This window comes from Paenibacillus ihuae, assembly GCF_001368795.1.
Taxonomy (GTDB): Bacteria; Bacillota; Bacilli; order Paenibacillales; family Paenibacillaceae; genus Paenibacillus_AQ; species Paenibacillus_AQ ihuae.
Genome location: NZ_LN831198.1, coordinates 325,774 through 348,720 on the forward strand (window position 1 = coordinate 325,774; position 22,947 = coordinate 348,720).

The 22,947-nt window shown below is 47.6% G+C and carries 23 protein-coding genes; 20 read left to right on the plus strand and 3 right to left on the minus strand.

The window, feature by feature from the left end:
• Positions 1-79 precede the first annotated feature (79 nt).
• Both AQR02_RS35410 and AQR02_RS01490 read right to left on the minus strand, forming a co-directional pair.
• On the minus strand, positions 80-256 hold the full coding sequence (locus AQR02_RS35410; protein WP_108721954.1) for a paeninodin family lasso peptide: 177 nt from the start codon (positions 254-256) through the stop codon (positions 80-82).
• A gap of 19 nt (positions 257-275) precedes the next feature.
• Positions 276-2,201 (minus strand): asparagine synthase-related protein, encoded by a 1,926-nt coding sequence (locus AQR02_RS01490; protein ID WP_054939086.1) that lies wholly within the window; start codon positions 2,199-2,201, stop codon positions 276-278.
• A 260-nt stretch (positions 2,202-2,461) separates the two neighbouring features.
• Here AQR02_RS01490 and AQR02_RS01495 point away from each other — a divergent pair, with 260 nt between their 5' ends.
• The 20 genes from AQR02_RS01495 (at position 2,462) to AQR02_RS01585 (ending at position 22,247) form a co-directional block, all read left to right on the plus strand.
• Positions 2,462-2,710, plus strand: a complete 249-nt coding sequence (locus tag AQR02_RS01495; RefSeq protein ID WP_054939087.1) for a hypothetical protein — start codon at positions 2,462-2,464, stop codon at positions 2,708-2,710.
• 79 nt (positions 2,711-2,789) lie between these two features.
• Positions 2,790-3,545, plus strand: coding sequence for a YveK family protein (locus AQR02_RS01500; RefSeq protein WP_054939088.1), 756 nt, complete (start codon positions 2,790-2,792; stop codon positions 3,543-3,545).
• On the plus strand, positions 3,526-4,206 hold the full coding sequence (locus tag AQR02_RS01505; RefSeq protein ID WP_054939089.1) for a CpsD/CapB family tyrosine-protein kinase: 681 nt from the start codon (positions 3,526-3,528) through the stop codon (positions 4,204-4,206). Before AQR02_RS01500 ends, AQR02_RS01505 begins: the two co-directional genes overlap by 20 nt.
• A 178-nt stretch (positions 4,207-4,384) precedes the next feature.
• Complete coding sequence (galU, locus tag AQR02_RS01510) at positions 4,385-5,275, plus strand: UTP--glucose-1-phosphate uridylyltransferase GalU (protein ID WP_054939090.1); 891 nt, start codon at positions 4,385-4,387, stop codon at positions 5,273-5,275.
• A gap of 20 nt (positions 5,276-5,295) precedes the next feature.
• Complete coding sequence (locus AQR02_RS01515) at positions 5,296-5,991, plus strand: sugar transferase (protein ID WP_054939091.1); 696 nt, start codon at positions 5,296-5,298, stop codon at positions 5,989-5,991.
• A 21-nt stretch (positions 5,992-6,012) separates the two neighbouring features.
• Positions 6,013-6,951: a GDP-L-fucose synthase family protein gene (locus tag AQR02_RS01520; RefSeq protein WP_425339953.1), complete on the plus strand. Its 939-nt coding sequence runs from the start codon at positions 6,013-6,015 to the stop codon at positions 6,949-6,951.
• Between the two features lie 19 nt (positions 6,952-6,970).
• Positions 6,971-7,969 (plus strand): GDP-mannose 4,6-dehydratase, encoded by a 999-nt coding sequence (gene gmd, locus AQR02_RS01525; RefSeq protein WP_054939093.1) that lies wholly within the window; start codon positions 6,971-6,973, stop codon positions 7,967-7,969.
• A 44-nt stretch (positions 7,970-8,013) separates the two neighbouring features.
• The gene (locus AQR02_RS01530; RefSeq protein WP_054939094.1) at positions 8,014-8,931 is read left to right on the plus strand and encodes a glycosyltransferase family 2 protein; all 918 of its coding nucleotides are present in this window, start codon (positions 8,014-8,016) and stop codon (positions 8,929-8,931) included.
• A 31-nt stretch (positions 8,932-8,962) separates the two neighbouring features.
• Positions 8,963-9,736, plus strand: coding sequence for a lipopolysaccharide biosynthesis protein (locus tag AQR02_RS33310; protein WP_245237033.1), 774 nt, complete (start codon positions 8,963-8,965; stop codon positions 9,734-9,736).
• A gap of 54 nt (positions 9,737-9,790) precedes the next feature.
• Positions 9,791-10,306: a lipopolysaccharide biosynthesis protein gene (locus AQR02_RS33315; protein WP_245237035.1), complete on the plus strand. Its 516-nt coding sequence runs from the start codon at positions 9,791-9,793 to the stop codon at positions 10,304-10,306.
• A gap of 232 nt (positions 10,307-10,538) precedes the next feature.
• Positions 10,539-11,789, plus strand: a complete 1,251-nt coding sequence (locus AQR02_RS01540) for a glycosyltransferase (RefSeq protein ID WP_054939095.1) — start codon at positions 10,539-10,541, stop codon at positions 11,787-11,789.
• Between the two features lie 220 nt (positions 11,790-12,009).
• Positions 12,010-12,948, plus strand: a complete 939-nt coding sequence (locus tag AQR02_RS01545; protein ID WP_159067661.1) for a glycosyltransferase family 61 protein — start codon at positions 12,010-12,012, stop codon at positions 12,946-12,948.
• 42 nt (positions 12,949-12,990) lie between these two features.
• Positions 12,991-14,259 carry a hypothetical protein gene (locus AQR02_RS01550; protein WP_209444107.1) on the plus strand — a complete coding sequence of 423 codons (1,269 nt, stop codon included), beginning with the start codon at positions 12,991-12,993 and terminating at the stop codon, positions 14,257-14,259.
• The gene (locus AQR02_RS01555) at positions 14,237-15,367 is read left to right on the plus strand and encodes a glycosyltransferase family 4 protein (protein ID WP_054939098.1); all 1,131 of its coding nucleotides are present in this window, start codon (positions 14,237-14,239) and stop codon (positions 15,365-15,367) included. The genes AQR02_RS01550 and AQR02_RS01555 overlap by 23 nt, the downstream gene beginning before the upstream one ends.
• A gap of 14 nt (positions 15,368-15,381) precedes the next feature.
• On the plus strand, positions 15,382-16,614 hold the full coding sequence (locus AQR02_RS01560; protein ID WP_054939099.1) for a glycosyltransferase: 1,233 nt from the start codon (positions 15,382-15,384) through the stop codon (positions 16,612-16,614).
• On the plus strand, positions 16,568-17,374 hold the full coding sequence (locus AQR02_RS01565) for a WecB/TagA/CpsF family glycosyltransferase (RefSeq protein ID WP_054939100.1): 807 nt from the start codon (positions 16,568-16,570) through the stop codon (positions 17,372-17,374). Before AQR02_RS01560 ends, AQR02_RS01565 begins: the two co-directional genes overlap by 47 nt.
• A gap of 22 nt (positions 17,375-17,396) precedes the next feature.
• A complete protein-coding gene (locus tag AQR02_RS01570) occupies positions 17,397-18,767 on the plus strand; it encodes a sugar phosphate nucleotidyltransferase (protein ID WP_054939101.1) in 1,371 nt (456 codons plus the stop codon).
• A 24-nt stretch (positions 18,768-18,791) separates the two neighbouring features.
• A complete protein-coding gene (locus AQR02_RS01575; protein WP_054939102.1) occupies positions 18,792-20,540 on the plus strand; it encodes a phosphohexomutase domain-containing protein in 1,749 nt (582 codons plus the stop codon).
• Between the two features lie 20 nt (positions 20,541-20,560).
• Positions 20,561-21,886, plus strand: a complete 1,326-nt coding sequence (locus tag AQR02_RS01580) for a UDP-glucose dehydrogenase family protein (protein ID WP_054939103.1) — start codon at positions 20,561-20,563, stop codon at positions 21,884-21,886.
• A 22-nt stretch (positions 21,887-21,908) separates the two neighbouring features.
• Positions 21,909-22,247, plus strand: a complete 339-nt coding sequence (locus tag AQR02_RS01585) for a hypothetical protein (RefSeq protein ID WP_054939104.1) — start codon at positions 21,909-21,911, stop codon at positions 22,245-22,247.
• Between the two features lie 85 nt (positions 22,248-22,332).
• Here the strand turns inward: AQR02_RS01585 and AQR02_RS01590 are convergent, their stop codons facing one another.
• Entirely contained in the window at positions 22,333-22,692 is a 360-nt protein-coding gene (locus tag AQR02_RS01590) for a helix-turn-helix domain-containing protein (RefSeq protein WP_054939105.1), read from the minus strand.
• Between the last annotated feature and the right edge of the window lie 255 nt (positions 22,693-22,947).

Sequence of the window (22,947 nt, forward strand, 5' to 3'; positions counted from 1 at the left end):
GAAACTTGAGATGATGGCCTCACCGGTTCTTCCAAACCAAGTGAAGCCATGGATATGGATATCTGTAATGGGAAATTACCTAGGATGGCGGAACTCCAGGAATTGTTGGAAGAGGATATCCTGTATCCGTATCCGTAATATCCAAATCCAGTTTGCCTCCAACAATAGTCCAATCTACAAAGTGGGTTCCCTCGCCAAGCATCGTTTTACTGACATTCAGAACTTCCAGTTGAGGAGTTTTCCATTCTTGCTTCATCATTTTCACCTCCCTTCAGTTAAAATGCCTTCAGAAAACGGTACACGATTAAACTTCGCATCAGGAACCGTGTGTCTAAATCCATGGCCTGTTCCGGTTTAGCAACAGTACCTTTGCTGCTTAATATTTCTTTAACTTTGAGTGTATTTAAAAAATGTGCTGCCTTCGGATCGGAACAAAGCTCTTCAAGCTCTTGGCGGAAGTCATCCCAGGAAGGAAGCATCCGGTGAATCCAGTCCACGCCCTGAACGCCGCGAATATGCTGGTTTAACCGGACCTGATCAGGCAAATGATGCTTCGTGGCCCGTCTAACCAGTGCTCTGCCCATGCCGTCGTGAATGTATTGTTCTGCAGGCAGAGACAGGCAAAAGCGGATGAGCCGAAGATCAGCGGTCACATCTCTTTCCCATAATCCATAGCGCACAGAGAGCCTTGCACCAAAGCTGCCCTGAAGGCTTAACAGTGAGGGATTGCTGAAATAGGCCTCCCGGTCTTTCATCGGGTTGTTTACGGATGCAGTCAGCTTCTTTTGCTCTTCTTGCAATTTGCTGAAGACCCGTGTACGTTCCGCAAACTCCGGACTGATCAGCAGGGGGAAATCCGCCTGCGTCGCCGCAGTTCTGTCAAGGGAGGGATAAGCGTTTTTAACCAAGAGCGGGAATAGTTTGGCTCGGCGAATGCCCATCTGACGGCTGAAATTCTTCATTTCCTGATGAAAACGGAGATATCTAAAGCTCTGCAGCAGATGAACGCAATAATTGACGGCAGATCCCCAGGAGATCGTGTAATTACCGCGCGCTCCGGTTAGCAGAACGCCGACATCATCTTGAACCGACCGCTCGTAGATGCCTTTGATCCAAAAGGAATTTTCAAAATTTTTATAGGGAGCTTCTAATACTTGCAGCATCGTGTCGATTTCTGTAAACGGGCTTTGGCCGGGAAGGTTTACGTAAGTATCCTTAATATTTCCGACATGATTCACCGTAGCCTTAATGTAAGGCCGCTCATCGGCCATCCGGCTTTTCCCCGTCCAATCCTCGAAATCGTCGGGTGGCACATAGCTGTACGTATGCAGAATTTTATCGTTTGTTTGTAAGGCTCTTGCTGCCTGACTGACCACAGCCCCGGAATCCAGTCCGCCGCTTAAGGTTGCTCCTACGTGGCGGAACGTGCGCAGTCTGGCTGCTGTGGCTTCTTGAAATAGTGCTTGAAAGGCTTCTAGAACTTCCCCGCTTGAGCCAAATTTCATTTTGTGTGCCGGTAGTATGATGTTATTGCTGCTGGTGATACGGAGCATTCTGTCCTTAACGGTAAAGCTGTGGGCGGGAGGCAACTGCAGGATGTTGCGGTATGGGGTGCTGGAGGCATCGTTTGATTCATGCATGCCGGGAATGGCCAGGAAATCGGCGATCCAGGTCTCATTCAGATGTTTGTGTACGGTAGGGATCCTGAAAAATGGAGCAATTATAGTGCAAAACGAGAACTTTTGCTCATCATGACTGTAATAGAGCGTTCGATTACCCAAATGATCTCTGGAGCCGAACAAAAGCTGTTTTCTGGCGTCCCATATGACAAAAGCATAATCCCCGATCAAAAAATCGTTTACCTCTGCTCCCCATTTCAGATAGGCTAGCAGGATCAATTCACTGTCGGACATGCTGCTCCGCAAGCCGGAATCGACTTGTAACCGGTCAAACAGCTCCTTGCGGTTATCGATAATGGCATCTGCCGTAATCACGAGCTGATGCCGGATATCGTAGAAAGGTAAGGGCTGATTCACTGATTCAGGAGTAATCCAGCGTGCTGCGCACCCCAAGAATATCCTTTGATCAGACCAGGTCCCGGTATCATCCGAAGGGTATTGTTCGAGTGCCTGTATCATATTACGGCCCTCTTCATGTGCAGAATCGTTGTGGAAATTGAGGATGCCGGTAATGACGCTCATGATTACCTCCATCTGGGACATTTTGTTATAATCATGACCATATTATACATAAAGTTATTCGTAATGCAAATATTTTATGGTATATAATCTATTTAAGATTCAAAACGAATGGTATTGATGTTATGGAAAGAAAATTAAGGAAAATAAAATGATTTACAAATATATTCGAAATGAATATAATCAGTCCTAAGGATTCTCTATATGAATTAAGTTGTGGAAAATCAAAGCTGGATTGAACTAAAGAAGGGAATGAAAATTCGGTGAGAGTAACAGTTACAGAAATTGAAATCGGCGACACTTCAGAGGCTTGGACCACCCTTGCCCGGGTGGCGGGCAAGGCAGGTAGTAAGCAGAAGCAGATCATGCCATATGAGCAGCCCAAGCTGAATTTTCTGCCAGTTCCCAAGCCTTTTTTTATTGCCGGATATGAAAAAGCTTATGAAAAGGGTATGTGCTATTCGACACAAGATGTAAATCCCAGAGGGCAAGTGCTGGATCAGAGAGGTTAATTTGCTTAGTAAAAGAAAAGTTCTCGCTATGAATAATTTATCGGGCAATAGACATATCTGTACATTTGGAGGAGAGAAAATGGAGTTAAAAGGATACTGGGCGATTATCCGCAAACGCCTTTGGTTAATTCTGATGCTGATGATCGTGAGTGGTGTGCCGACAGGAATTTATTCATACACCATGACCGAGCAGCTGTACACGGCGTCGTCGAAAATTATTGTGAACCAGAATGAGAATCGAAGCTTGTCCTTAGAGAACGGCAGGCTGGATATTGCAACGATCAATTCAGATATTCAATTAATCAAGACCTACAAAGAAATCATTATGACCCCCCGCATTATGAACGTTGTCGTCGAACAATATCCCCAGCTCCACTTAACCGCAAATGAACTAATACACAAAATCGGCGTTTCATCCGTCAACGATACCCAGGTCATGTCCATCTACTCTATCGACAACTCCTACAGCCGCGCAGCTAATATTGTGAACGCCGTTTCAACTGTATTTCAGAATGAAATTCCTAAGTTAATGAAGATCGACAATGTGAGTATCCTGAATGCTGCCGATCCGCAGGCCAATGCGGCTCCAATCGCAACCAATGCCAATTTTAATATCATGATCAGCCTGGTGCTCTCATTCATGGTGGGTCTGGGTCTGGTATTCCTGCTGGATTATTTGGATGACACCGTGCGGACGGAGGGTGATGTTGCCGGAATTATCGGTTTCCCTGTCATGGCAACAGTTCCCCGTGTAAACGCAAAACGGAAGAATAAGAATAAGAGAGACAACAATACTTCATTAAGGAGGGGTACGGATGTCACGCTCAACGCCTGAATACCGTCTGATTACAGAAATGGACATCGACATCGAAGTTTCCGAAGCCTATAAGCGGCTGCGCACCAATCTTGAATTCTCAACGCGCAGCGAGAAGCTCCAGACAGTCATGATTACCTCCACCCACCGGAATGAAGGCAAAAGCACGATTGCCGCCAATCTGGCTGTAGCCTTTGCCCAGGCGGGCAAGCGTGTGCTGCTGATTGATGCCGATATCCGGGGCGCCTGCCAGCACCTTATTTTCAACACTTCTAATGAAGCGGGAATATCCACGCTGCTTAACGGCCAGAGCCAGCTGCGGGATGCGGCGATGAGTACACTGCTCCGCAATCTGGAGCTGATTCCCGCAGGGCCTGTGCCTTCCAATCCTTCGGAGATTCTGGCTTCCAGCGAGATGTCCGGTCTATTAACGGAGCTGAAACACCGCTATGATCTCATCTTTATTGATACACCGCCTGTATTATCTTTTGCCGACAGCCAGATACTAGCGGCACAATGCGACGGGGTTCTGCTGGTAGTTAATTCAGGCGGCGTTAAGCAGGAGGCCTTAGCCAGGGCAAAAGCAAGCCTGGAGATCGTGAATGCCCGTATCTTAGGTGTTGTTCTCAATCAGAAGAAGCCTAAAAAAGTGGATCAGAAGCTGAAATCCTACAGCTATTAAAATAATTCCTTCTATAATAAGGTGATGTCTCCTAACCGTTATCAATGGAGGCACTCGGTCATGCTGTGGGTCAGGCGACCTTAGACGTTAATCGTCAAGGGTGTGACGTGAGGAGGGGTTAAATGCCCTTTTTTATAATATGTAATATGAGATTGAACAATAAGGACGGGTGCTCAAGATGAAGAAGGTAAGAAAAGCAATTATACCGGCTGCCGGTCTTGGCACTAGGTTTCTTCCGGCCACCAAGGCCATGCCGAAGGAAATGCTCCCGATTGTGGATAAGCCGACGATTCAATATATTGTCGAGGAAGCCATTGCTTCGGGGATCGAAGATATTATTATTGTTACGGGTAAGGGCAAGCGGGCGATAGAGGATCATTTTGATATTGCTTTTGAGCTGGAGCATATGCTGCAGGACAAGGGGAAGCTGGATCTGCTGGATGAAGTCAGACGCTCGTCTCATGTGGAGATTCACTATATCCGCCAGAAAGAGGCAAGAGGCCTCGGGCATGCCGTCTGGTGCGCGCGGAATTTCATTGGCGATGAGCCGTTTGCGGTACTGCTGGGCGATGATATTGTTCAGGCGCAGGTGCCCTGCACCCGGCAATTAATCAAGCAGTACGAACTGTCAGGCAAATCGGTAATCGGTGTGCAGACGGTTGACGTCGACCAGACTCACCGCTATGGCATTGTTGATCCCAGCGATGCTTATGGCAGGCTGTATGAAGTAAGCCGTTTTGTTGAAAAGCCGCAGCCGGGAGAGGCGCCTTCGAATCTTGCTATAATGGGCAGATATGTTCTTACTCCGGAAATATTCAGTTACCTGGAGAGACAGGAGATTGGCGCCGGCGGTGAAATCCAGCTGACCGATGCGATCCAGAGGTTGAATTTGGCCGAAGGCGGCGGTGTACTGGCTTATGATTTCGAAGGCAAACGGTATGATGTGGGAGAAAAGCATGGCTTTATTATGACGATGGTTGAGTTCGCCCTGGAACGCAAAGAGCTTAAGCACACCCTTCTCCCGGCGCTGGAAGAGCTGATCAAGCGGGAACGCGAGAATGTCTATTAAGCGGCAAGAGGTGATAATGAATGATCCCTTCACAGTCTAATGAAGCAGAACTGACGGTGAATTCTACAGGCTACTACGTCAGTACAGGATTGAAAAAGCAGCGCAAGCAATTATTCTACTTAATGGTGAAACGGTCATTAGATATTACTGCAGCAGGCGCGGGGCTAATATGTTTAGCTCCGTTTTTGCTGCTGCTATCGCTAATGATACTAGTGGAAGATCCCAAAGGCCGGGTGTTCTTCAGCCAAGTAAGAATCGGAAAGGATCAGAAGCCATTTCGCATCTATAAGTTCCGTTCCATGATTTCCAACGCCGAGGAGTTGCTGGATAATTTGCTTGGGCAGAATGAAATCCGCGGTGCCATGTTCAAAATGAAGGATGATCCGCGGATCACCAGAGTAGGCCGCTTTATGCGCAAGACCAGTCTGGATGAACTGCCGCAGCTGTTCAATGTTCTAAAGGGCGATATGTCTCTCGTCGGCCCCCGTCCTCCCCTTGTACGGGAAGTAGCGGAGTACACGGAATATGACAAGCAGCGCCTAGTGGTTACACCAGGCTGTACAGGGCTATGGCAGGTTAGCGGACGGAACGGGCTTAGCTTCGCAGATATGGTGGAGCTCGATCTGAGCTACATAGATAACAGGGGATTTCTGCTGGATATGAAAATTATCTTCAAGACGTTCAAGGTGCTGATCGGCTCCAAAGACGCTTATTAAATGAACCGGAGGTGCTGTAGAGTGAATGTAACTGACCGTATTTATGTTGCAGGACATAAAGGCTTAGTGGGTTCTGCTATCATGCGGGCACTAGAACAACAGGGCTACAGTCATTTGATCACCCGCAGCAGCTCAGAGCTTGATCTAAGAGACCGGCAGCAGGTGGATGATTTTTTCGAGACTGAAGAGATTGATTATGTTTTTCTGGCCGCTGCCAAAGTAGGTGGGATTGCTGCTAACAACGATTATCCTGCGGATTTCATCAGGGATAATCTGCTGATTCAAACCAATGTCATTGATGCGGCTTACCGGGCAAAGGTTCAGAAGCTGATGTTCCTGGGCTCCACCTGCATTTATCCCAAGTATGCTCCACAGCCGCTGAAAGAGGAACATCTGCTGACAGGTGAGCTGGAGCCGACGAATATGCCATATGCGATCGCCAAAATTGCCGGGATCAATATGTGCCAGTCGTATAACCGGCAGTACGGAACAAGGTTCATCTCGGTAATGCCGACAAATCTATACGGGCCGGGTGATAATTTCGATCTGCATACCTCCCATGTCCTACCGGCACTGATCCGTAAATTCCATGAAGCCAAAGTGCAGAATCAGCCGGTCGTTGAGGTGTGGGGCACCGGCAATCCGAAACGGGAGTTTCTGCACTCCGATGATCTGGCGGATGCCTGCATCTATTTAATGAAGAATTATGAGGACAGCGAAATCGTAAATATTGGGGTAGGCGAAGATATTGCGATCAAGGATTTAGCCGGTATGATTATGGAAATCGTCGGGTATCAGGGTGAAATCAGCTTCAATTCATCCATACCGGACGGGACACCACGGAAACTGGTAGACGTGTCCAAGATCAACGCACTTGGCTGGACGGCGCAGACTCCACTGGCCGAAGGACTGCAGGAGCTGTATAGGACTTTCCAAACAGAGTTTCTGGTCAAACAATAATTAGCGGTGGAGGGCTTATATGAAAAAGCGCGCATTAATCACTGGGGTTACCGGCCAAGACGGGTCTTATCTGGCAGAATTTTTACTGGAAAAAGACTACGAGGTCTATGGCTTGAGAAGAAGAACCAGTACACCTAACTATGAAAATGTTGCCCGTATCAAGGATAGAATTAAATGGATTTCCGGCGACCTGACAGATCTCGCTTCGCTCATAGAAGCGGTGAGACTCTCAGATCCGGACGAAGTGTATAATCTGGCTGCGCAATCTTATGTTGCCGCATCATGGCCGCAGCCGCTGCTAACCGGACAAATCACAGCAGTTGCTGTTACCAATATGCTGGAAGCCGTCCGCATTATGAAGCCGGGCTGCCGGTTCTATCAGGCGTCCAGCAGTGAGATGTTTGGCAAAGTTCAGGAAACACCGCAATGCGAAACAACACCCTTTTACCCAAGAAGCCCGTATGGTGTAGCCAAGGTATACGGACACTGGATCACGGTCAATTATCGCGAAAGCTTTAATATGTTTGCCTGCTCAGGTATTTTGTTTAATCACGAATCCCCAAGACGGGGCATTGAGTTCGTGACCCGAAAGGTGACGGATGCCGTCTCCAGAATAAAACTGGGCCTGCAGAACGAGTTGCGTATGGGGAATATCGATTCACTGCGCGATTGGGGCTTTGCTGGTGATTATGTTAAAGCGATGTGGCTGATGCTCCAGCAGGACTACGCGGATGATTATGTGATCTCGACCGGGGAAATGCACTCCGTAAGGGAACTACTGGAAGTCGCCTTCTCTTATGTGGGCCTGGATTACCGCGATTATGTAGTGATTGATCAGGAATTTGTAAGACCGGCGGAGGTCGATTTACTGCTTGGGGATTGCAGCAAGGCGAAGCAGAAGCTGGGATGGGAGCTTGAAGTGGGTTTTAACGAGCTTATTCAGATGATGGTTGACCAGGATTTGCTCCGGGTAGAGTCGGAGCTCAGAGCTGTAGAACATTTGAAGCTTCCGATTTAACGATTAACCTAGAGAAACGCATTTAAGGGAATGGAGCGTAGAGGATGAAAGCGACTGTTGCCATTTGTACACATAACCGGGGATTCGACCTGAAGGAGGCGATCGATAGCTGCATCCGCCAAGATTTTGACCCCGGTGTATTCGAAGTCATTGTGATCGACAACCGCTCCACAGATAACACCAAAGAGATTGTCTTGGGGTACCAAGATTACTTGGAACCCCGGATTCATTATGTGCTTGAAAAGAATCTGGGCCTGTCCTATGCCAGAAACCGGGCGATCCGCGAAGCCAGGGGTGAATATATTCTATTTATTGACGACGACGCGGTGGCAAGCGAGAGCCTGATTCAGAAAATGCTTGAGGTCTTCGAAATGGATGAATCCATCGGCTGTGTAGGCGGCAGAATTGATCCGATCTGGCAGGGAAAGGCCCCTCAATGGCTGCCTGCCAAGTATAGAACCTTATATTCCATACTGGATTATTCGGATGTGCTGAAAGAAATGGATAGCGGGATTCCGTTTGGTGCGAATGTCGCGTTCCGGACAAGTATTTTTCAGGTGCTTGATCCCTTTCGGGTTGATTTGGGACGGATCGGAAGCAATCTGCTGTCTGGTGAGGAAAGTGAACTGATTGCCCGCATCAGGCAGAAATACAAGATATTCTACTCGCCTTTCGCCAGCGTTGAACATAAAATTGCTGAAAGCCGGTCGACCGCTAAGTGGTTTCTGAGAAGAATGTACTGGCAAGGGGTAACGGATGCGCTAAGAAGTGAGAAGAAATCAGAATTTTGCTGGAAGTCGGCTGTTAAGCTGGTAGCTGCGTCGTTTGCTCTCCTGTTCACTTTTTATAATGTAAAATTCAGAATCAGATTCTTAACCAATGTTATGTATGGCAGCGGGGTTATTGCCGGAGTCCTCGGTTCCCGCGCCAGACAACCTATAAATCAGAGTAAAGCTGTGTGATGCCGGTATGAATGTAATAGCAATCAGAAAAGTGTTTAGAGGAAAGGGAATTGCCGGCGTCATTTTCCGCACAAGCTTCACCAATGTTGTCGTGCTGGTATTGACGACTCTGACGTCTATTCTTACAGCAAGGATGCTGGGGGTAGTGGGGAAGGGCGAACTGGCGGCCATTACGTTCTGGCCAATTTTATTTGCAGGCTTAATGAGTTTCGGGCTGCCGACTTCCTTAATCTACAATTTGAAAAAGGACCCGGAGCATGCCTCCGATTACATTAAGATTTGCACTTCGATTATTGTTCCATTAGGAGCAATAGTTGGTGTCATTCTATGGTTCTTTCTTCCAATAATGCTGCAGCAATATTCCCAATCAGCAATTCATATTGCACAATTATTTACCTTAGTAATGGTTCCATTGCAGATCATCATTAACATCCTGCTCTCTTTATCCAAAGCTATTGATCAATTTCATATTTATAATGGCATGAAGTTAAATTCTTCACTGATCACTTTGATAGGTTTAGTCCTGCTGTGGCTGCTTGGAGGGTTGAGCCTCTTTTCATCAACGCTTGTATATCTGTGCACCTCCATTATTGTATTGATTATATGTATTAGACATTTAATGACGCATATGACGATTGATTTTAAGAAATTTTCCAAGACAAGGGTAAGACCCCTTCTGAGCTATGGGATTATAATTTATGGACAGGAAATCCTGGGAACGGTGTATAACCAAGCCGACAAAATTATCATTATTTCTTTATTGTCTCCCAGAGAATTTGGACTCTATACTGTTGTATTTTCATAGTCCAGAGTTTTCAGTGCCGTGCAGACTGCGATTTCGGAAGTAATTTTTCCAAAAGTGACAGGCAAAGATTCAGAATTAATTATTGCAACCGTAGGCCGTGCTTTTCGAACCTCCATGTTTATAATGACGATCATTCTGATCCCTAGTATGTTTATCGGCAGATATCTTTTGGGCTTACTATTTGGGAGTCAGTTTCTGGAAGAGAGCTCTTCCTTCTATTTATTGTCTATGGAGTGCATTGTAAGCGGCGGTACATTAATTCTTTCCTCATCTTTTATTGCCATTGCGAGGGCAGGGAGTGTGATATTTAGACAGCTTGTCGGGATTATCGTAACCATCAGTTTGTTTTTTTTACTAGCTCCGCTGTTAGGATTATTCGGTGTTGCGCTGGCCTTGTTAACAGGCGGTTTGGTAAGGCTCATCATCACCTTGTTTCAGCTCCCGAGAGTTTTTAACGTTCCGTTAAAGAGTATCCTGTATGACCGCAATGACTTCAAGTATATGAATAGCGTCATTAAAGAGAGGTTCCTGCGAAAAGGAGTGAGCGTGAGTGCAAACCATAAACAATAACTATCCCATGGATACCATCAAAGAGAAGCTGTAGATGATCTTAAAGGCGATTCCGCCAGGTATACCATTGCCCGGATCTGGCCCATTAGCTATTATCGATGTCTTCTAACAACGCAAAAAGTAAGGATGCCTTGTGCTTCTTGCGGACCGATATAGAGACAGACCAGGTGCAGCAGTCATTAACATAGGCACAGGCGGCTGAAACTCATAAAGCAGAAAGGAGAGTGCGGCATTGAATCCGATACGGGTACTGGTACTGACAAGGTTGTTCCCCAATGACACCAATCGGGTGAAAGGCATTTTCGTGGAAAATCTGGTTGATAAGCAGGCCGAGCAGGAGAACTATCACTTTACAGTATTGGCCCCAGTTCCGTATTCGAATAAGCTTCTCTCCAGAATCAGCGGGAAATTCCGGCAATGGTACGGCCATTCCCGCGAAGCCGGGCGCCCTGGCTACACCGTCTATTATCCAAAGTATCTAAAGCTGCCGCTGCTGTATCCGCTGGAGTGGCTGTTCATGCTGATCAGTGTCTGGCTGTTCATCAAACGCAATAAAATGGAATTTGATATCGTACACACCCACTGGCTATACCCTGACGGTACGGCAGCCATCCTCCTGGCTAAATTACTGGGAATAAGGGTTGTTGTTCATAATCATGAAGCCCAGATGAGTTTTCATACCGACAGGAGAATCATCCGCTGGTATTTAAACAAGCTATTAAAAATAGCCGACGTCATTATTCCTGTAAGCCAAAGTGCGGAGAGCGAATTGCTGAAATCAGTCCGGCTGCCAGCGGATTCGGTTAGAACAAAAATCATTTATAATGGCGTGAATCTAAGCAAGCTGAATATTATTGACTCCCGTAGCGCCAGAGCGTTACTGGGCCTGGATCAGGATGTCCTGCATTTTATGACCATAGGAACGCTTAATTATAAGAAGGGGCAGGATATTCTAATTGAAGCACTGGGTCTGCTGAAACAAAACCGCCCGGAGCTCCGCTTCCACTGGCATGTTCTGGGGGAAGGCAGCGAACGGGAGGTATACCGTGAATTAATAATCCGGCATCACATCGAGCAGGAAACAACGATTTATGGGAATGTGGATTATGATCAAGTAGGGCTTTATATGTGTGCCTGCGACTATTTCATGCTGACCTCAAGGCATGAGAGCTTCGGGATAGTGTTTCTTGAGGCACTGATTTGCGGGAAGCCGGTCCTTGGCAGCAAGACCGGAGGCGTTCCCGAGTTTGTGGACAGCTCTTCCGGAATCCTCGTGAATGTTAATGACATGATGGATACCTATCAGGGAATCCTCCAACTGTTAAGTACCAAGTGGGACGGGGAGAGCATTAGATTATTTTATAAAAAACATTTCGACTTGTCCGTCTTTGCGGATGAAATCAATGAATTGTATGCAAGCCTGCTGTATGCGAAGCCGATCAGAAGCTGGGGAGGGATCAAGAACAATGACATTGAAGGTTAAAGCTCGGAAATTTGTTCCAAGGAATTTGCACAGTACGCTAAAACGAGTAAAAAGATACTCTTATGCAACCTTCAGTACGGTCTGCAAAAGCTATATTCCTGTTTCTTGGTCTAACTCAGCTGTCTTTGACGGGCAAGCCGTTCATGTCATCCGGACAATCGACGAAAATTCAGAATATACACGGCCTCCCGTATTCCCGGAGGAAATTGATATAGCATCTATGAATCCCCTCAAGGCCCAGAATAAAATCACCCTCGTAGAAACCGCTGCCGGCAGCGGTTTTTCTTTTCGCAATAACCACTTGCTGGACGCGGCGCTGAATGTATATTACGAACCCGGAATGCAGTTTGCCAACCTTCCGATCTATCATCAGCCGCTGGGCAAACCGGAAAAGCTGAACGGGGTGATTGCTTATCTCTCCAATACAGATACTACAAACTACTATCACTGGTTATGTCTAACCCTGCCGCTTTTGGGAATGTATCGAAAGTATTACGATCTTGATCACATTCCTTATTTTTATTTTGGAGCGGGGCCGCTGCTGCCGTTTCATATCGAAAGCCTGGCCAGAGCAGGAATTCCCCGGGAGAAAATCATTCAAAAACCGTGCAGCGCGGATACGCTGATTGCTGCTTTCAGTGAAAGGAAGCCGTTTAACGGGTTCTCTCCGGTGACAGAAGCGAACTTCCGGTTCACCCGGGAGCTGTTTGCCGGATCTGCTCAAGTAGAGATTACAGCCGGCAAACGGCTGTACGTAAAGCGGGGAAATGTGACTCAACGGAAAGTTTTAAATGAGGAAGACATTATAGAGCTACTCAAACCGCTGGGCTTTGAAGAGGTGGCGATGGACGGGTTGTCCATCCAGCAGCAGGCGGAGCTGTTTGCAGCCGCAGAATTTATTATCGCGCCTCACGGTGCTGCACTGACCAATTTATTATTTATCAGGCCGGGGACGGTAGTTGTTGAACTGATGCCGGATGGATACTCGCACAATTGCTTCTATACACTCGCTAATTACGCAGGAGCCAGGTATTCCTATCTTAAAGGGAAAAACCTGAGGAATGTGCAGGCGGAAGCGAAATATGGTGAAGGAAATAAGCTAGATATAATGCTGGATCTGGAGAAACTCCAGGCGATTTGTGACCATTACTTAAATTGACCAATTAACGAGGCGATGAACATGTATTCAAATGCTTTGCCGATGAAAGAGAACAAATTATCACTTTTATTGCTTCAGCTCATCATGCTCATCATCGCTTTCAGGCCCATCATTGATCTGCAAGGCAGATTTGATGGAGAGTCCTTAAATATGGGCGGAGCCGCCGGACTGGTGCTTATTGCATGGGTTGCGCTGTTTTTTTTAATGACCCGTAAGAAAAGTGAGCCGGTACTGAATGTTGCTCTATACGCAATGTTATTCATAGCCATACTGTGGCTGATCAATCTGTGGTTTACCCCTGCCAAGGGATCAGCGCTTGTAGATATTACAAGATTCGCAGCAGGGTTCTCACCCATGCTTCTACTCTATTGCAGCGGCTACATGGAAGAGCATTTTCCGGCTAAAAGATTCTATACATTCTATATCCTGGTATGCATAGTTCCGATGATTATTGCCTTTCTTCAATATTTGGGGGTGGTGGAGTACACCTATTTCGACGTTGTAGGCGGAGAGTGGGTAGGAAGGTCTTCAGGCGGCTATATTCAGCCCAGCTCGCTCAGCAGACTGATGATATTCTCGGTGCTGCTATCCTACATTTTTTATTCCGCAGGCCAGATCAATGCGCTCACTAAATATTCCGTCGTCTTATTGTCCTTATTTATAACCGTACTGTCGACCCATAGAACATCCACATTTATTATTGCGGTGATTATGGTTTCCTTTGAGCTGTATGCCTTAGTAAAGGACAGCAAGCAGGGCGGGCAGAAAAAAATCATGATCGGCCTTAACACGGCATCGTTATTGGGGATTGTATATTTAATTAATCTGAGAATGAAATTCTTCTCATTAAATTTTATTGAAGGCAGTTTGACAGTCATGACTGGTGCTGTCGGGACTTTAGATGTGAGCGATGATTCCTTCCTGCGGGGACGCGGATACCGCTGGCAGCGGACTTTGGAGTATATGAGCAATCTGTCCACCGGCGAGAAGCTGGTCGGCAAGGGACATGAAGTGTTCGAGTCGCACAACGATATTATTAATATGTATCTGGTTTCAGGCCTCGTAGGCTTACTGTTATATTTCATCCTGTATACTGCACTGTTCGTCTATATATGGCGGGGAGTGAACCCGCTGGGCCGGTTCTCCCTTATCATCCTGTATACAGTGATCATACTGTTTGGCATTACTCTGCAGCCGTCGACCTATCCTAATTTCATGTGGATGTTCTTTGCCACACTGATTGTGATCAAATGTTTGACTAAAAAATCGGATAAAGGATTGGGTCCAAATGCGAATCTTATATCTCCGTAATTTTGCCAGCAAGGTTAATCCGGATTCCTATAATCTGCAGGAGATCGGATTCGGCAAGGCGTTAATCAGAAAAGGCCATGACTGTGACATTGTGTATTATGTGCCGAAAGAGGATGAGTCGGTCCAGGTGGTGGATCAGGCTGACGGGCATACGCTGCGGATTCTATGGATGAAGGGTCTGAAGGTACTCAGCAATAGCATTTACAGGCGAATTCTCCGGAAGCCGTTTCTGGATCAGTACGATCTGATCATCACCACGGAATATAACCAGATCATGAGCTATATGCTTGCGAAAATATGTCCTGAGAAGCTGGTGCTCTATCATGGGCCCTACAGCGACAACAATAACCTCCTGGTCCGCAGAGCCTACGATGTTGTGTGCCTGCCGAAGATGAAGCGGAACATGAAATATAATTTTGTGAAATCCGATTTAGCCAAGCAGTTTCTGGCGGATAAAGGGTTTGCCAATGTGCATACGCTCGGTGTGGGGCTGGACCGGGATAACATTAATATGCGGCGGGAACCTAATCCGGTTCTGGAAGAGAAGCTGGAATGTTTAAAAGATAAGAAGGTGCTGCTGTACATTGGAGTATTGGAGGAGCGGCGCAACATTTTATTTCTACTCCAGGTATTCAATGCCTTAAAAAGCAGGCTGGAGGAAGACATTGCGCTGTTAATTGTCGGTGACGGCAAACCGGAGGATACCGGCAGGTATTTCGAATTCAGCAGAAATCATCAGTTGGATAGCCATATCCTCCATCTCCCGAAAGTAGCGCAACAAGATCTATGGCAGATCTACGAGGCCAGCGATGTGATGGTGTTTCCTACGAACTATGATATTTTCGGCATGGTGCTGATGGAAAGTATGTATTTCCGGGTGCCGGTCATTTCATCGGTAAACGGGGGAGCTTCTACGCTGATTAAGGATAACTTCAACGGAATCATTATTGAACAGTTTGACGAAGAATTATGGGCAGAGGCTAGCGGTAGGTTGTTAAGCGATGAAATCCTTCATAAGCGGCTGCAAACTGAGGCGTACAATACAATAAGTGCAGTGACCTGGGATCAGATTGCCGATGACATGCTGCAGGCGATCGGTTTTGAATAAGGAGGGGCTGGACGATGAAAAGAGTGCTGCTTATTCATAATTATTACCAGCAAAGCGGCGGCGAAGACAAGGTGGTTGCCCAGGAGGCCGAACTGCTCCGCTCCAGGGGCATCGAAGTACAGATCTATTCTGTACATAATGATGACCTGAAGAACCAGGGGACCGCCGGAAAAGTGAAAACAGCACTAAGTGCCGCATGGTCCCCATCCGCATACAAAAAAATAAAACAACAGCTGCTGGACATGAAACCTGATGTGGTTCATGTCCATAATTTTTTTCCGCTGATTTCCCCGTCCGTTTATTATGCCTGCAACCGGATGGGCGTTCCTGTTGTACAGACGCTGCACAACTACCGGCTGCTCTGTCCGGCAGCTACTTTTTTAAGGGATGGCAGCGTATGTGAGAAATGCCTGCATGGTTCGTTAATCCACTCCGTTATCAATGGCTGTTACCGCGGATCCAAGGTGGAAACACTGCCTGTTGTTTCAATGATTGCGATGAATCAACTGCTGGGAACCTGGAACAACAAGGTGGACCGTTATATTGCTTTAACCGAGTTCTCCAGGAACAAATTTGTTGAAGGGGGGATTCCAGCGGAGCGGATTACTGTCAAACCCAATTTCATATCAACCGTAGCGCACTCCACTGTTCCAGAGACTGGTGCCGGCAAATACATGTTATATGTAGGAAGAATTTCTGCCGAGAAGGGGGTTAAGAATTTACTTAAGGCTTGGAGCGGGCTGGCCAATAAAGATTGCACGGAACTGCTGGTTGTCGGAGACGGTCCGGAGAAAGAAAAGCTCGAGGACCAGTATAGCGGAGGCAGTATTCATTTTCTGGGAAATCAGCCTGGAGAGAAAGTGCTGGAGCTGATGAGTGAGGCCAGGTATCTGGTGGTTCCTTCCATTTGGTATGAAGGATTCCCGATGACCATTGTTGAGGCTTATTCTGTCGGAACTCCGGTTCTTTGCAGCCGGATCGGATCCTTGCAGGAGATTGTACCGGAAGGGGTAACCGGCTTTCAATTTGCCCATGATGATATCGGCAATATGGCCAGCGTGCTGAGACAGGCGTTAGATTACGAGGAGTACCCACGACTCAGGGAAACGGTTAAGGAGCGGTTTAATGCCTTGTATACGGAGGAAGCCAATTTTATCGCTTTGTCACAGATTTATGACGAGGTTGTAAAGGAGAAGGATAATGAGAACAGATTCGCTTTACAGTACGGCGAGAATTATAAACTCTAATATCTCGGCGCTGAATTTTAACCAGACGGTTTCCGTGATTGAAGATTGGATTGTGGGCAAAGAGAGCCGCTACGTGTGTATCTGCAACACGCATTCGCTGGTTACTGCGAGCAATGATGCGCAACTGGCCGAAGTGCTGGAAACGGCCGACCTCTGTACGCCGGACGGAATGCCGCTTGTCTGGGCGCTCAAAATGTACGGGTTCACAGAACAGGATCGCGTTGACGGCCCGAATTTAATGCTGCGCCTATGCGAAGAAGCACGCAGGAAGAAATATAAGATTTTTCTGTACGGCGGAAAGGAAGAAACGTTGGAAAAGCTGGTGCACAGCCTAAATCGTGATTATCAGGGGGCGGATATTGTGGGCAGCTATTCCCCACCGTTCAGGGAGCTTACGGAGGAAGAGCATCAGCAGGTGACGGGCATGATTAATGACAGCGGGGCAGAGCTGGTATTTGTCAGCCTCGGCTGCCCTAAACAAGAAATCTGGATGTATAACAGCCGATCACAGATCAACGGTGTCATGATTGGCGTCGGCGCCGCCTTCGACTTTATCTCCGGGACGATTAAACGCTCGCCTGTGTTCTTCCAAAAGTCCGGTCTGGAGTGGTTGTACCGGTTAGGTAGTGACCCAAAGCGGTTATGGAAGAGATATGCGTACAATAATCCGGTATACATTTATCGTTTCTTGAAGACCTTCCGGAAAAACAAAAAAAGTTCTGCCATTGCGAACAAGTCTCTGGAAAGAGGCTTTTTTTAATGCAGAGTGGAGGAATATGCAGATGAAATTGGTTCTATTGTCCGGGGGTTCCGGAAAAAGACTATGGCCGCTGTCGAATGATGCCAGGAGCAAGCAATTTCTCAAGGTGCTGGAGAATGAAGACGGCGATTTGGTATCTATGGTTCAGCGGGTATGGGGACAGATTGAAGCAAACGGGCTCGCCGGGTCCAGCTACATTGCTACAAGTACAGCGCAGATAGAAATGATGAGGCTTCAGATCGGGGCAGAGGCTCCTTTGATTATTGAGCCGGACCGAAGGGATACATACCCGGCCATTATACTGGCGGCTTCATATCTGTATTCATGCGAAGGTGCAACGCCCGAGGATACCATCGCCATCCTGCCGGTAGATCCTTATGTGGATAAGCAATTTTTTGAAGCAATAAAACATTTGGAACAGGTACTGGACCAATCGGAAGCAGAACTTGCCCTGATCGGAGTAACGCCTACGTATCCTTCCGCCAAATACGGGTATATCGTTCCGGCGCGGGAGCAGCAGCCTGGAGTGGATTATCAGAAGGTAGACCATTTCCAAGAAAAGCCGACCGAAGAACAGGCGGCTCTACTTCTGGAGCAGGGGGCGTTATGGAATTGCGGCGTATTTGCCTTCAAGCTCGGTTATCTACTGGACATTATGGAGCGCAGTGGTTGCCCGCTGCAGTACGAGGACTTAGTCAACCAGTATCATCTGCTTCCCAAGATCAGCTTTGACTATGAGGTGGTGGAGAAGACAGCGCATATTGTGGTTGTTCCTTATGCGGGCTATTGGAAGGACCTTGGCACCTGGAATACATTAACGGAAGAAATGAAGCAGGAGCAAATCGGCAAAGGCACTATCAGCGCCGACTGTGTGAATACGCATCTCATTAATGAAATAGACATTCCCGTTTCCGTTATTGGCTTATCGAATATTGTGGTGGCTGTCAGTCCGGATGGCATACTGGTGGCGGACAAAAGCGCCAGCACGAGAATCAAGGATTACATTGACTACGGCCAAGGGCCGATGTTCGAGGAACGGCAATGGGGCTGGTTACGAATTCTGGATGACCAAAATTATGAGGACGGGCGATGTGTGGCAACGAAGCGCGTGTGTGTGAAGGATCAGCGGAATCTTGGTTACCGTATGCATCAGTACCGTGAGGAAGTTTGGACGATTGTGAGAGGGGAAGGGGAGTTTATCCAGAACGGAAATTACATGAAGGTGAAGGCTGGCAATGTTCTGCACATTCCGATGAAGATTCTGCACAGCATCCGGGCGATTGGCGATCTGGAGATGATTGTTGTGCAGAGCGGGCTGCAGCGGGAAACTAACAGAATCGTTGAAATCTACCAGACTTGGGATGAAATTATCGGTAACTGCATGAAGGCATAAACAAGGGGTAGAGGAGGGCGTTCGATGATTGCCAACGTGGACCCTGTGGAACAGGAAATACAATATAGGTACAGCCGATGGCGGAATAGTGATCTGCCGTCTTATTTAATGAAGGAACTTCATGAGATGAAGGTTACAGAAATTATGGATTGCTTTTACCGGAAGCCTTCGCTTGGAATGGAAGGAATAGTCAGCAAAGTGGGTGTCGGGACCAACCGGCTCAATATTTTTACGGTCCGGCACATTTGCCAGGCGTTGTCTTATGAGATTGTATCCCGGGGTCTTGTCTCCCAGCATCGGGTAATCGTCATCTCCTATGATTCGCGGCTGCATTCCAGGAGCTTCGCAGAACAGGCGGCACTGGTGCTGGCGAATAACAACATAAAAGTCTATCTCTTCGATCATCCCCGGCCAGCCAGCGAGCTGGCCTTTTCTGTACGTTGGCTCCATGCGATTGCCGGCCTGAACTTCTCTGCGGGGAGATTATCCCCACAATATCATGGACTGCAAATATTCTCGGATTACGGTTGTCTGGTTTCAGACAGCTATATTACCCGAGTCCAGACTTATATGGATCAGATCGGGGATGGACTGGATATTGAAGTTTTGCCGGCTGAGGAAGCTATAGCAACAGGTAAACTGGCCATGGTAGGTACTGAAATTGACAAAGCTTATATAGAATATATGGAGAATACCCCGCTCTCCAGAGAAAGTATTCAAATCATGGGCTCCTCCATGCGCGTGGTGCTCGCACCATTGTTTGGAACAGGCGGGGGAATTATTGGACGTGCCTTCGCCGCACTGGGGTACACGGAAATTCATCAGACAGAGGTCAGGGATTCTGAAACGGTCTCCTTGGCAAGGGCCCCTGATCCTCATCAACTGGAGGTACTCCTTCCAGCTTATCACTTGGCCCGGACAATTCAGGCCGACATCGTGCTCGGGTTTAATCCGGAGGAGAATGAGCTCAGCTTGTCCGTTAAGGATGGTAAAGGCGGATATCTGCTGCTTCATGCTAGCCAGACAGCGGCGCTTCTGTTGCACTACATTATTCAATCCCGGGAAGCGATGAATAATCTGCCGCTGGGCGGTATTGTCGTGAAGACGCTGCTGTGTTCAGATCTCCTGAATGGAATGGCAGCAGACCACGGTTTGCAGCTTATCGAATCCACCCAAGGCTTTCAAGGCATTGGTGCCAAGATGGCCGAATGTGAACGTACGGGGAAACAAGCTTTTGTGTTCGGGTTCGATGAGTATGGAGGCTATGCCCTGGGCAACTTTGTCCGGGGAAGGGACGGCATTCATGCAGCATTGCTTGTTGCGGAGATGGCAGCAAATTATAAAGCCAAAGGCAGTACGGTCTACCAGGAGCTACTGAAGCTCTATGAAAAATATGGCTGGTTCGCGGAAGAGAGAATTATCCTCAGCTTTGCTGATGTTAACTGGTGGCAGCAGTCCGGAATTTTGATGGACCGGATCAGTATTGAATCTCCGATGATTGTAGGCGGGTTGACGGCTGTGAAGTTCCACGATTACCGGAACGGTGAAGTGAGAGACTTAATCAAGCAGCGAAGTACTAGTTTAGCGCATGCCCCTGCCTACGCCTTGAAGTTTGAGCTGATGGGCGGTTCATGGTATGGGGTGCGCATCACAAAGGATATACCGGAGATTGAATTGGTTGTCGGCAGTAGACATCCGGAAGAAAAAGCCTGCAAATATCAATTGTCCGCGATTCGTTCGGACGTGCTTCATATGATTGAATCTATCATTTAGAACAGTAGAGGTGGGTAAAGATGAATATTGCTGTAATCGGTACAGGGTATGTCGGGTTAGTCTCAGGAATCTGTTACGCGGAGCTGGGTCACCGGGTATTGTGTGTGGATAATGACGAGGCCAAAATCAATATTCTTCGCACAGGCGGTATCCCGATTTACGAGCCGGACCTGCTGGAGCTGTCCATTAAAAATGCCGCGGCCAATCGGCTGGAGTTCACTACAGACCTTGCCTATGCCACCCGGCACGCAGAATTGGTCATTATTGCTGTCGGCACCCCGCCGCTCCCCAGCGGTGAAGCCAATATGGCCTACATTGAATCGGCAGCGAGAGAAATCGGACTGTCGATGAATGGCTACAAAGTGATCTGTGTTAAAAGCACGGTTCCCGTCGGCACCAATGACCGTGTCCGCAGTCTGATTTCCGGGCTGTATGACGGGGCGTTCGATATCGCCTCTCTGCCGGAATTCCTCCGCGAAGGCACTGCAGTCCGCGACACTCTGTATCCTGACCGGATTATTATCGGCACGGACAGTACAGCCGCAGCGGAGCTGCTGACTGACCTACATAAACCCCTTACCGATCAGATTATAGTGACAGACATCCGGAGTGCAGAGATGATTAAATACGCCTCGAATGCTTTTCTGGCGACCAAGATTTCTTTTATCAATGAAATCGCCAATATCTGTGAGAAGGTCGGCGCTGATGTTACGGAAGTTGCCAAAGGGATGGGGCTGGATAAGCGGATCGGCAGCTCGTTCCTGCGGGCAGGTATCGGTTATGGAGGCTCCTGTTTTCCGAAGGATACGAAAGCACTGATCCAGATTGCAGGCAATGTGGAGTACGACTTTAAACTGCTGAAGTCCGTAGTAGAGGTCAATAAGCATCAAAGATTCAGTGTTATCGATAAACTTCAAGCCGCGCTCGGTGATGTACTCGGCAGAAGCATTTGCATTTGGGGACTAGCCTTTAAGCCGGAGACAGATGATGTGCGGGATGCTCCTGCTCTGGAAATTATTCATAGATTAATAGAGCTGGGAGCGAAAGTACAGGTCTATGATCCGATAGCAGCCGGGAATTTCCAGGCCATGTACGATCATCCGGCGATTGGATGGTGCAGTACTGCTTTGGAAGCTGCTAGCGGCTGCGAGGCGTTATGCCTACTGACGGAGTGGAAGGAATTTGCCGAAGTCGATCTGGAGCAGGTCCGCTCGGTGATGATTGGGACTGTGCTGATTGATGGAAGGAATGTTTATGACGATCTTCGGGTAAAGGCAGCAGGGATGAATTATTATCCAGTGGGCAGATCAGCTGAGCCAGTGCAAGCCTTGAAAATATCGAAGTAGTCAGAAAGGAGGTGCCGCATTAGTGGATAGCGACAAACAGGAGCAATTCAACCGGTTTATGAGCCGGCTTGCCGAAGATCCGGTTCTGAGAAGCAACACCACAGGCAGTAGATATACGCTTGAAGAGATTCTGCAGGAGGCGAGGTATCCGCTGAAGCAGGAGTTCCGGTATGATTACGGGCAGCAAAAGCACGTCCCGGTTGAAGCAAGCCATGTAATTGATGTGGCCCTGCTGCTGACCCTGCTGTTTCAGGAGAAAGGGCTGAATTGCACCAGCGAGGACTTGATGAATCATGTATTGAATGGAGGTAGCGTGGAGCAGTTTATGCAGCAGGCTTACGGGAGCAAGGACCTTCAGTGATGATGATTTGAGGGGATTGTGTTATAAGCTGCTTCTATTGTAATGCGGAAGGAATGCCCTATTCCTCCGGAGAGATAAAAGCAGCTTACTTCTTATTGCCGTCTTTCCCGGCTCTCGTCTGAATTACATGCTCAAGGATACTCTTGACGAGTAACAGGTCCTCGCGTTCAAGCGGGATGCCGTCCCAGTGGAGCTGTTCGAGATTCAGCAGTTCTTTTGCATTATTGGATGGTTCAATAACATCAGGGTATTCGGTTAGGCCCAGCAGATAGTCAGCCGTGGTATTAAGTTTTTTTGCAATAATCTGTACAGCATCAAGCGTTGGCTGGCGAAAACCCGATTCGTAACCGGAGTATGTGCTTTTGGCGACTCCGATGGTATCGGCAACCTCTTGAATCGTGAAGTTGCGCGCTTTTCTTAGCTGTTTAAGTCGTTTCGAGAACATAAATTAGTGCCCCCCAGATGTGAGTCGGTCAGGTTATTATTTTACAGTATATCACAAAAGAAACGCGCACAACCATTCCCGTGAGGCTTTCCGGGGGACATTTATTATACATAAACGAAAACAAAAAAGAGGGCTTAGCCCCCCATGATATTACAGCTCTGTCTGAATAGAGTAAGATATGTATGTGAAATTAAGCGAAGCGGTAGGAATTTCGGGTTCGGATTTTTATGTCCAGGAGTTCTAACGCTGTCCGGT

Coding starts and splice junctions, on each gene's coding strand:
- AQR02_RS35410 (WP_108721954.1), bottom strand. CDS start 256: ATGAAGCAAGAATGGAAAACTCCTCAACTGGAAGTTCTGAATGTCAGT.
- AQR02_RS01490 (WP_054939086.1), bottom strand. CDS start 2,201: ATGAGCGTCATTACCGGCATCCTCAATTTCCACAACGATTCTGCACAT.
- AQR02_RS01500 (WP_054939088.1), top strand. CDS start 2,790: ATGGAGTTAAAAGGATACTGGGCGATTATCCGCAAACGCCTTTGGTTA.
- AQR02_RS01505 (WP_054939089.1), top strand. CDS start 3,526: ATGTCACGCTCAACGCCTGAATACCGTCTGATTACAGAAATGGACATC.
- galU (WP_054939090.1), top strand. CDS start 4,385: ATGAAGAAGGTAAGAAAAGCAATTATACCGGCTGCCGGTCTTGGCACT.
- AQR02_RS01515 (WP_054939091.1), top strand. CDS start 5,296: ATGATCCCTTCACAGTCTAATGAAGCAGAACTGACGGTGAATTCTACA.
- gmd (WP_054939093.1), top strand. CDS start 6,971: ATGAAAAAGCGCGCATTAATCACTGGGGTTACCGGCCAAGACGGGTCT.
- AQR02_RS01530 (WP_054939094.1), top strand. CDS start 8,014: ATGAAAGCGACTGTTGCCATTTGTACACATAACCGGGGATTCGACCTG.
- AQR02_RS01545 (WP_159067661.1), top strand. CDS start 12,010: ATGAATCCCCTCAAGGCCCAGAATAAAATCACCCTCGTAGAAACCGCT.
- AQR02_RS01550 (WP_209444107.1), top strand. CDS start 12,991: ATGAAAGAGAACAAATTATCACTTTTATTGCTTCAGCTCATCATGCTC.
- AQR02_RS01555 (WP_054939098.1), top strand. CDS start 14,237: ATGCGAATCTTATATCTCCGTAATTTTGCCAGCAAGGTTAATCCGGAT.
- AQR02_RS01560 (WP_054939099.1), top strand. CDS start 15,382: ATGAAAAGAGTGCTGCTTATTCATAATTATTACCAGCAAAGCGGCGGC.
- AQR02_RS01565 (WP_054939100.1), top strand. CDS start 16,568: ATGAGAACAGATTCGCTTTACAGTACGGCGAGAATTATAAACTCTAAT.
- AQR02_RS01570 (WP_054939101.1), top strand. CDS start 17,397: ATGAAATTGGTTCTATTGTCCGGGGGTTCCGGAAAAAGACTATGGCCG.
- AQR02_RS01575 (WP_054939102.1), top strand. CDS start 18,792: ATGATTGCCAACGTGGACCCTGTGGAACAGGAAATACAATATAGGTAC.
- AQR02_RS01580 (WP_054939103.1), top strand. CDS start 20,561: ATGAATATTGCTGTAATCGGTACAGGGTATGTCGGGTTAGTCTCAGGA.
- AQR02_RS01590 (WP_054939105.1), bottom strand. CDS start 22,692: ATGTTCTCGAAACGACTTAAACAGCTAAGAAAAGCGCGCAACTTCACG.